Origin of the sequence: Ruegeria sp. Ofav3-42, assembly GCF_022347725.1 — a bacterium.
Taxonomy (GTDB): Bacteria; Pseudomonadota; Alphaproteobacteria; order Rhodobacterales; family Rhodobacteraceae; genus Ruegeria.
In genome coordinates, this window is sequence record NZ_JAKRGB010000011.1 from 194,580 (window position 1) to 201,884 (window position 7,305).

Here is a 7,305-nt window from a genome sequence, read left to right on the forward strand (position 1 = left end):
CAAGGCAGCCATATCGGAGAAGCCATGACATTCTGGGCCCTGATCATTTTAACCGCACTCGTGACGGCAGTGTTCCTGGGATATTCCATGCTGCGCGGGCGCGACACACGCGAACCCGCTGCAGCCTACGACCTGCGCGTTTATCGCGAACAACTGGCGGGCGTGGACAAGGATCTGGCCCGCGGCGTTATCGGTGAAGCAGATGCCGAGCGTGTGCGAACAGAAATCTCGCGACGCATTCTGGCAGCAGACGCCCAGATGCAGGAACAGGGGAAACAGGCCGGGCCACCGCGCTGGATCTCGATCACGGCGATCGCCGCTGTTGGACTTGTTCTGGTTGGCGGCGCATCCTGGATGTATGACCGGATGGGCGCGGCAGGACTTCCGGATCAGCCCCTATCGCTCAGGCTTGAGATGGCGGAAACCCTGCGGGCAGAACGCCCCAGCCAGGCTGAGTTCGAAGCGACCGCGACGCCAGCCCCACAGCCTCAGCTGGAAGAGAGTTATGCAACGCTGTTGAAGCAATTGCGGGAAACCGTGGCCGCGCGTCCCGACGACTTGCAAGGCAATATTTTACTGGCCCAACACGAGGCGAACGCGGGCAACTTTGTGGCGGCTTACGAGGCGCAGCAACGTGTGATTGAGCTGTCCGGCGACACTGTTCCCGCAGACGCCTATTCGCACTTGGCTGAGATGATGATTCTGGCCGCAGGTGGATACGTTTCCCCCGAAGCCGAAGAGGCGCTGAGACAAGCTTTGCAGCGCGATCCGCGCCATGGTCCTGCCCTGTATTATCTGGGCCAGATGATGGTTCAGTTTGGCCGCCCCGACATCGGATATCGCATCTGGGTCGATGCATTGCGCAATGCTCCGGCCGGTGCCCCTTGGGCAGAGGCAATCTATGCGCAATTGGATGAGTTGGCCTTCCGGGCAGGCGTTTTTAACGCACCCGAGATTCAGGCTCCTGCGGTCTCTGGCCCCAGTCAGGACGATGTTGAGGCCGCCGAGGCGTTGACCCCGGAAGAACGCCAGGAAATGATTCTTGGCATGGTCAATCAGCTCTCTGACCGGCTGGCCACCGAAGGCGGCGCGCCCGAAGATTGGGCCCGGCTGATCGCCGCTCTGGGTGTATTGGGTGAAGGGCAGCGCGCCATCGACATCAAAAACGAAGCCATGGAAGTGTTTGCCGGAAATGCCGAGGCGCTTGAAATGATCGACGCCGCCGCGTTGCAGGCCGGGATTGCGCAATGATCCTGGATGAGTTCGAAGATTTCGCGGCCGCGCTCGCGCCCATGACCGCCCTGATGGGGTTGGACTTGGGTGAAAAGACCATTGGCGTGGCTGTCTCGGACCGGATGCGTGGCGTGGCAAGCCCGCTTGAAACGGTGCGGCGCAAGAAATTCACGCTGGATTCCGCCAGATTGCTGGAAATCATTGCCGACCGGGAAATCGGCGGCGTCATACTCGGTTTGCCAAAAAACATGGACGGTACCGAAGGTCCCCGCTGCCAATCAACCCGTGCTTTTGCCCGAAATCTGTCCCGCCTGACCGAGGTTCCCATCGGCTTTTGGGACGAAAGGCTCAGCACGGTAGCGGCAGAAAAGGCACTGCTTGAGGCGGATACGACACGAAAACGTCGCGGACAGGTTATCGATCACGTTGCGGCTGGCTATATTCTGCAAGGAGCGCTGGACAGGCTGCGCTTTCTTTAGTGGCAATGGGGTACACCGATGACAAACATGGTCTGGAAAAGGAACGAGGTCGAGAGCCCTTGCATCCAGATTTGCGTCGTGCACCCGACAGAACGCATCTGTACCGGTTGCTATCGCACCATCGACGAGATCACGCGCTGGTCGAAAATGGACAGCACAGAACGTGCTGAGATCATGGAAGATCTACCAGCCCGCAAGCCCCGTCTGGCCAAACGGCGCGGCGGTCGCGCTGCCCGCCTCGACAAATCCTGAATATTGTCCTGAACCGGGTTCGGTGAATCTGCGCCGCTGCAGGTTGGTCTGAACTCCGAGGGGGGATTAAGTTCGAAGACATCCGGTAAGTGAGTGGCAACCCACAGCGGCGCTCTTCAGCATAAGTGTTCATCCGAAGTGGTTTTCGCGGATGAACAAAGGTACTCTAAGCGTTTTTTGACCAACCAATCAAGAAAAACTGAGCGTTCGCAAACCTGACTTTACGTAATGGTAAAGTCAGGCCGCATGTGCAGCTTTCAAACCAAAGCCCCTAGCCCGCCGCCAGCCAGGATTTTGCGTTGTCAAAATCCTCTGACGGAAAAAACTGCGTCCGTGCGCCAAGGACATGGCTTGCAATTCGCTGCGCCAAATGCTGCCAGGCTTTGTCGCCGACAATTGCCGCACGGTCCAGCATTCCGATATGTCCCCGAGCCAACCGGAAATGTGCGGCCATGGCCGTCAATCCCTGCCAGCCATCAAACTCGCGCAGATCGATCAAAAGGCGGAATCCGTCCTTGGACGCCAACACGGAATCAAGATCCAGTTCTGCCTGTTTGTATTCTTCGGGGTCCAGTTTGCCCATCAGGCTGATCTGCACACAGGGACCGCCCAGATCGGTCACGTGAATCGCCCCTAGCGACTCGCGCATCCAGCGGCGCGCGGCTTCGACTTCGGACAGCTCGAACACATGAACGGGGCATGGCAGAATTGGTGCAGCCAGTCGGATGCTGGTTTGCACCCAACCCTGATCTGCCGCGACGGCAATGCGGTCGAACCCGCGCCAATGGCTGAGGCCAAGCTTCGTGTCAGACCAGGCCGCCCCAAGGTCGTAGCCTTTGAATTCCGGCTGAACGATGGCCAACAACCGTACCGAGTCATGCTCGGTCAGGGCTGCCTCGATAGCGGGGACCAGTGTCTCGCTGTAATCGGCGCTGGTCACTTCGCCTGACAGCTCGACTTCGATCTGTGCGCCATCGGAATCCGTGTGGACAGTAATCATCGAAAAACCTCCAAACCTGAATAATGGCAACACGTTAGGGGGATTCGACCCACTCGGCTACTCCCCCGGCGCATTCGGGGCGGAAATAGGCGATCATCCGTCCATCTGTCCCGGCAGTGGCCCCTTCAGCCCAGGGCGCGACGCCGTGCAGACAGTGGCGGTGCAGCAGGTACGCCTCACCCGGTTTTGCCGGGAGTTCGATGCGGGTGCAGGTTTCAAACACCTCACGGCGGGTCGCCTGATAAATGTCGGTGATATCTATTTGGTGAAGGGTGTCTTGCGGCTGGCCCTCCATCGCGCGCGCGAAGGCAGCGCCCAGGATCTTGTGGCTTCCCTCCCAAAGAACCATCGGCGCGGCGTCCTTACTGGCCTCCGTCAGCGGGATACCCAGAATCCAGGCGTGCGGCTCATCCACCCGGCGGCGTCGATCCGGCCCAATGGGCCGCAGACCATCCACATGCGCCGCGTCACGGTTCCGTCTGTATTTGCTGGCCGCCTCACCTTCACCACGACGTGGGCGGGGATAACCTGGATAGACGACCGAAACCTGCCCCTTATGCAGCGGCAATCGCCCATAGTGTTCGGCAATGAAGTCCATGGCCTGCCCGGACAAAGGCGCAGAGCGGGCCACCCTGCCCTCTGCGTCATTGTCCAGCGCGTCGACGCCAATGAACCAAGTTCCTTCGCAATCCAGCCATTCCGCATAGGCTGGATCCGTCACCGAGGCGCGGGCGCGAGGCAAGGCATGCGCAATCCATTCAGCAATCGCCGGGTCATGCGGGAACCGGACCCACCCTTTTTCCCAAAATTCCGTCAAAAGCCCAACGCCTTACGCAGCATGTTCAGCGCAACCAGTGTCAGGAACACGGCAAAGACACGTTTCAAAGGCTTAGGATCCATGGCATGGGCCAGTTTCACACCCCACGGAGCGGTGATCATCGTCATGGCGACAACGATTGCAAAGGCAACCAGGTTGACGGCACCGATGGTAAACGGCGGCCGATGCTCGGGCGCGATGTCCAGAAACAGAAATCCGATAACCGACGGTACCGCGATGATCACTCCGAATCCGGCGGCCGTCGCAACCGCCCGGTGAATGGGAGTGTGGTATAGGCTCATCAATGGCACGCCAAAGCTGCCACCACCAATCCCCATCAGGACCGACAGAAACCCGACCGAGGGAGACAGGATCGCACGCTTAACCCCTTTAGGCATGGCATCGCCAAGCCGCCATTCCGACTTGCCCAATCCAAGATAGACACCAATCACCATCCCCAGCAGGCCAAACAGGGCTTGCAGCGCCTCGGTCCGCAGGGCGGACGCAACCAGCACACCCAAGATGGCTCCGACGGCAATGCCCGGCCCCCAGCCGCGCAGGATTTCCCAATCCACCGCGCCTTTCTTGTTATGTGCCAAAACCGAACGCAAAGAGGTCACGATGATCGTCGCCAGCGATGTGGCAAGGCACAGCTGCATCAACTGCGGACCACCATAACCAAGCGTTTGAAACGCATAGAAAAACGCGGGCACCAGAACGATGCCACCACCGACACCCAGCAACCCGGCCAGCACGCCGGCCAGCGCTCCGATCGCAAGCAAAAGGCCCAGCATCTGGGCCAGCAACATCGTCTCGGGCATCATCCCCCCAAACCGGCCTGGTGGCCGTATCGTTTTCCAGTCAAACCTCTGCCAAAGGCGCGATACTGTCCAGAGCCTGCAGCATCACTTCGGGTCCGGCACCTTCGTGAACCGCCCCCTCGGACAAAAACCGCCGCCAGGCACGCGCACCGGGGCGACCGGCAAACAGGCCCAGCATATGACGGGTGATCTGGTGCAGGCGCCCGCCTTCGGCAAGGTGCCGTTCGACATAGGGCACCATTTTTTGAACAACATCAATCGGATCGGCCGCCTGCCCGGTGTCAAAAATCAGCGAGTCCGCCCCGGCCAGAATGTCAGTCGGCTGGTGATAGGCCGCCCGTCCGATCATGACGCCATCCAACCCGGCCTCAAGATGCGCGCGCGCCTGTTCCAGGGACGTTATGCCACCGTTGATCGAGATATGCAGATCCGGAAACGCGCCCTTCATCCGATGGACAAGGTCGTAGTCCAGTGGCGGGATATCGCGGTTCTCCTTGGGACTCAGCCCCTGCAGCCAGGCCTTGCGCGCGTGGATCGTTACGCGATGGCACCCGGCTGCGCGAATGGCCTGCAGGAAGTCTGGCAAGACCTTTTCGGGATCCTGTTCATCAACGCCGATGCGACACTTTACTGTTACCTCAACATCGACCGTGTCCCGCGTGGCGGCGACGCACTCGGCCACGCGACCCGGATCTTTCATCAACACCGCGCCGAATGTGCCAGACTGCACCCGGTCTGACGGGCACCCGCAGTTCAGGTTGATCTCATCGTACCCCGCGTCCGCTCCAAGCCGTGCCGCCTGCGCAAGTTCCTGCGGGTCAGAACCGCCCAACTGCAGGGCAACAGGATGTTCCTGTGGGCTATAGTCCAGCAGATGCAAAGCTCCACCCCTTACAAGCGCCGGCGCAGTTACCATTTCCGTGTACAACAGTGTTTCCCGGCTGAGCAGTCTGTGCAGGAACCGGCAATGCCGATCGGTCCAGTCCATCATCGGGGCCACGGATAAACGCGCGGCCTTGGAAGCATCCACTTTTTCCAATACTATCAGCGTCTTATCCATCTTATCCCGTCGCTTCGTTGTAGACTGGCTTGCACTCAATGCGCTCTGCCTTGCAGTTCGATTGCAAGCAATGTGCAAGAATGCAAGTCGAATGCAAGGCGCGGAGCTTCGCCTTGCACAGTTCGGCCCCACGCATCCCTGTAACCAAGGATTGCGGAAATGGCACCAATTTACCGAAGCGGCAAGACCTGACCTATAGACTATACATGCGTATTTCAGCTAGGTCGTCGGCATGGCTGAATAACAGAAGGATTCGACACCGTGCCAAAGATCACCAATGCCAAGGGCGAGGACATCTCAACAAGATCCAAGCGCCGGAGGGAATTCCTTCTCAAACATCTCGGGCCGGTCGAACTCAAGGTGCTGGAGGTCGGCGCACTCGATTGCCCAACCTTTCTGAAGTCGGAGGAAGAAGTCTACTTCGCGGACTACTTCAGCCAGTCGGAATCCATCAATCGACATCAGAACAATTCCGCCCACAACAGTTCACTCATTGTCGAGGTGGATTTCATCCTGCGCGACCGGGCGCTTTCGGAGGCGGTGACGATCATGCCAGATTTGATCATTGCCAACCATGTATTAGAGCACTTGCCAAACCCAATTCACTGGTTACAGGATCTTGAAAAGATCGCCGCGTCTTCCGCACATCTGTTTCTGTCCTTACCTGACCGAAGTCATACTTTCGACTATTTCAAACCGTTGTCCGATGCCGTCGACTGGCTGCGATGCCACGACAGAGCGCAAGAAATGCCAGACAAGTATCAGATCATTCGCCAAATCTACTATCATTGTGACTTGAACCACGCACGATCATGGGCGGGGGATCTTCCGGATGATCATCTCTATCGCATGCCCATGGAGGATGCGATTAGTCGTGCCGAGGATTTGGCCCGGCGTTACACCGACGTTCATTGCTCGGTTTTTACCTGTGACAGCTTCTGCCGGATCGTTGGCGACCTGCAACACCTTATCCCTTGGCGCGTGGTACATGCCGAGGACACGATGCCGGGGGAAAATGAATTTCGTGTTCTTATGGAAAGGACGTCCTAGACGAGGCACGACGGAATTGATGGAGCGGTCTCAGATTACGCGGTTGGCCGATACGGCCTTCCAAGGCACAGGTGCCAAAGTAAAAGTCACTCTGCGGCTGGGGCGGGCAAGCACTACCGCGTGACCGTCAAGCAGAGGCGCGGTGTCATACTGTAGGTCGATGTGCAGACGGTCGAGAAACTCGTCGAGCACCTGAACACCCAGACGGTCGGGTTCAAGGTTGTCCGTCGTCAGGGAATTTGGGACAGATGGCGGCCTGAGCTAAGAGAGGGTTTGGCGCATCTGGTTGGGTTGATTATGCGGCGGTTTTGCGGTGAAGCAAGCGCCGGGTTTCGATGGTCTTTCGTTTGATCCGTTCTCGTTGTTTTAGAATGGTCTGCCCGCGTCCGAAGTAGACATCAGCGGGCGTAAGGTTTTGTAGGCTCTCGTGGTAGCGCCGGTGATTGTAGTGATCGACGAAAGCATCGATCTGCTGCTGAAGGTCACCGGGCAGATAGTAGTTTTCCAATAAGATGCGGTTCTTGAGAGTCTGGTGCCAGCGCTCGATCTTTCCCTGAGTTTGCGGGTGGTACGGAGCACCTCGAATATGATCC

At 58.5% G+C, this 7,305-nt stretch carries 9 protein-coding genes; 4 read left to right on the top strand and 5 right to left on the bottom strand.

Annotation, left to right across the window (positions count from 1 at the left end; translation table 11 throughout):
• Positions 1-24: 24 nt before the first annotated feature.
• The 3 genes from ccmI to MHN28_RS16965 are packed head-to-tail and all read left to right on the top strand — an operon-like array spanning position 25 to position 1,964.
• The gene (ccmI, locus tag MHN28_RS16955; protein WP_239343756.1) at positions 25-1,251 is read left to right on the top strand and encodes a c-type cytochrome biogenesis protein CcmI; all 1,227 of its coding nucleotides are present in this window, start codon (positions 25-27) and stop codon (positions 1,249-1,251) included.
• On the top strand, positions 1,248-1,712 hold the full coding sequence (gene ruvX, locus MHN28_RS16960) for a Holliday junction resolvase RuvX (protein ID WP_239343757.1): 465 nt from the start codon (positions 1,248-1,250) through the stop codon (positions 1,710-1,712). Before ccmI ends, ruvX begins: the two co-directional genes overlap by 4 nt.
• Before the next feature lie 18 nt (positions 1,713-1,730).
• On the top strand, positions 1,731-1,964 hold the full coding sequence (locus tag MHN28_RS16965; RefSeq protein ID WP_239343758.1) for a DUF1289 domain-containing protein: 234 nt from the start codon (positions 1,731-1,733) through the stop codon (positions 1,962-1,964).
• Between the two features lie 271 nt (positions 1,965-2,235).
• Here the strand turns inward: MHN28_RS16965 and MHN28_RS16970 are convergent, their stop codons facing one another.
• Genes MHN28_RS16970 through dusA form a run of 4 tightly spaced genes read right to left on the bottom strand, consistent with a single transcriptional unit; the run spans position 2,236 to position 5,662 of the window.
• The gene (locus tag MHN28_RS16970; RefSeq protein ID WP_239343759.1) at positions 2,236-2,964 is read right to left on the bottom strand and encodes an STAS/SEC14 domain-containing protein; all 729 of its coding nucleotides are present in this window, start codon (positions 2,962-2,964) and stop codon (positions 2,236-2,238) included.
• A 34-nt stretch (positions 2,965-2,998) separates the two neighbouring features.
• Positions 2,999-3,781 (bottom strand): hypothetical protein, encoded by a 783-nt coding sequence (locus MHN28_RS16975; protein WP_239343760.1) that lies wholly within the window; start codon positions 3,779-3,781, stop codon positions 2,999-3,001.
• A complete protein-coding gene (locus MHN28_RS16980; RefSeq protein ID WP_239343761.1) occupies positions 3,778-4,602 on the bottom strand; it encodes a sulfite exporter TauE/SafE family protein in 825 nt (274 codons plus the stop codon). Before MHN28_RS16980 ends, MHN28_RS16975 begins: the two co-directional genes overlap by 4 nt.
• Before the next feature lie 40 nt (positions 4,603-4,642).
• Positions 4,643-5,662 (bottom strand): tRNA dihydrouridine(20/20a) synthase DusA, encoded by a 1,020-nt coding sequence (gene dusA / locus MHN28_RS16985; protein WP_255733266.1) that lies wholly within the window; start codon positions 5,660-5,662, stop codon positions 4,643-4,645.
• A gap of 261 nt (positions 5,663-5,923) precedes the next feature.
• On the opposite strand from dusA, the gene MHN28_RS16990 reads away from it, so the two are divergent.
• On the top strand, positions 5,924-6,712 hold the full coding sequence (locus tag MHN28_RS16990) for a methyltransferase domain-containing protein (RefSeq protein WP_239343762.1): 789 nt from the start codon (positions 5,924-5,926) through the stop codon (positions 6,710-6,712).
• A gap of 295 nt (positions 6,713-7,007) precedes the next feature.
• Here MHN28_RS16990 and MHN28_RS16995 read toward each other — a convergent pair.
• On the bottom strand, positions 7,008-7,305 hold a 298-nt coding region (locus tag MHN28_RS16995), incomplete at its 5' end, for an integrase core domain-containing protein (RefSeq protein ID WP_239343763.1).

Excerpts from the sequence above, each read along its gene's own strand:
- ccmI (WP_239343756.1), top strand. The coding sequence starts at position 25 with ATGACATTCTGGGCCCTGATCATTTTAACCGCACTCGTGACGGCAGTG.
- ruvX (WP_239343757.1), top strand. The coding sequence starts at position 1,248 with ATGATCCTGGATGAGTTCGAAGATTTCGCGGCCGCGCTCGCGCCCATG.
- MHN28_RS16965 (WP_239343758.1), top strand. The coding sequence starts at position 1,731 with ATGACAAACATGGTCTGGAAAAGGAACGAGGTCGAGAGCCCTTGCATC.
- MHN28_RS16970 (WP_239343759.1), bottom strand. The coding sequence starts at position 2,964 with ATGATTACTGTCCACACGGATTCCGATGGCGCACAGATCGAAGTCGAG.
- MHN28_RS16980 (WP_239343761.1), bottom strand. The coding sequence starts at position 4,602 with ATGCCCGAGACGATGTTGCTGGCCCAGATGCTGGGCCTTTTGCTTGCG.
- dusA (WP_255733266.1), bottom strand. The coding sequence starts at position 5,662 with ATGGATAAGACGCTGATAGTATTGGAAAAAGTGGATGCTTCCAAGGCC.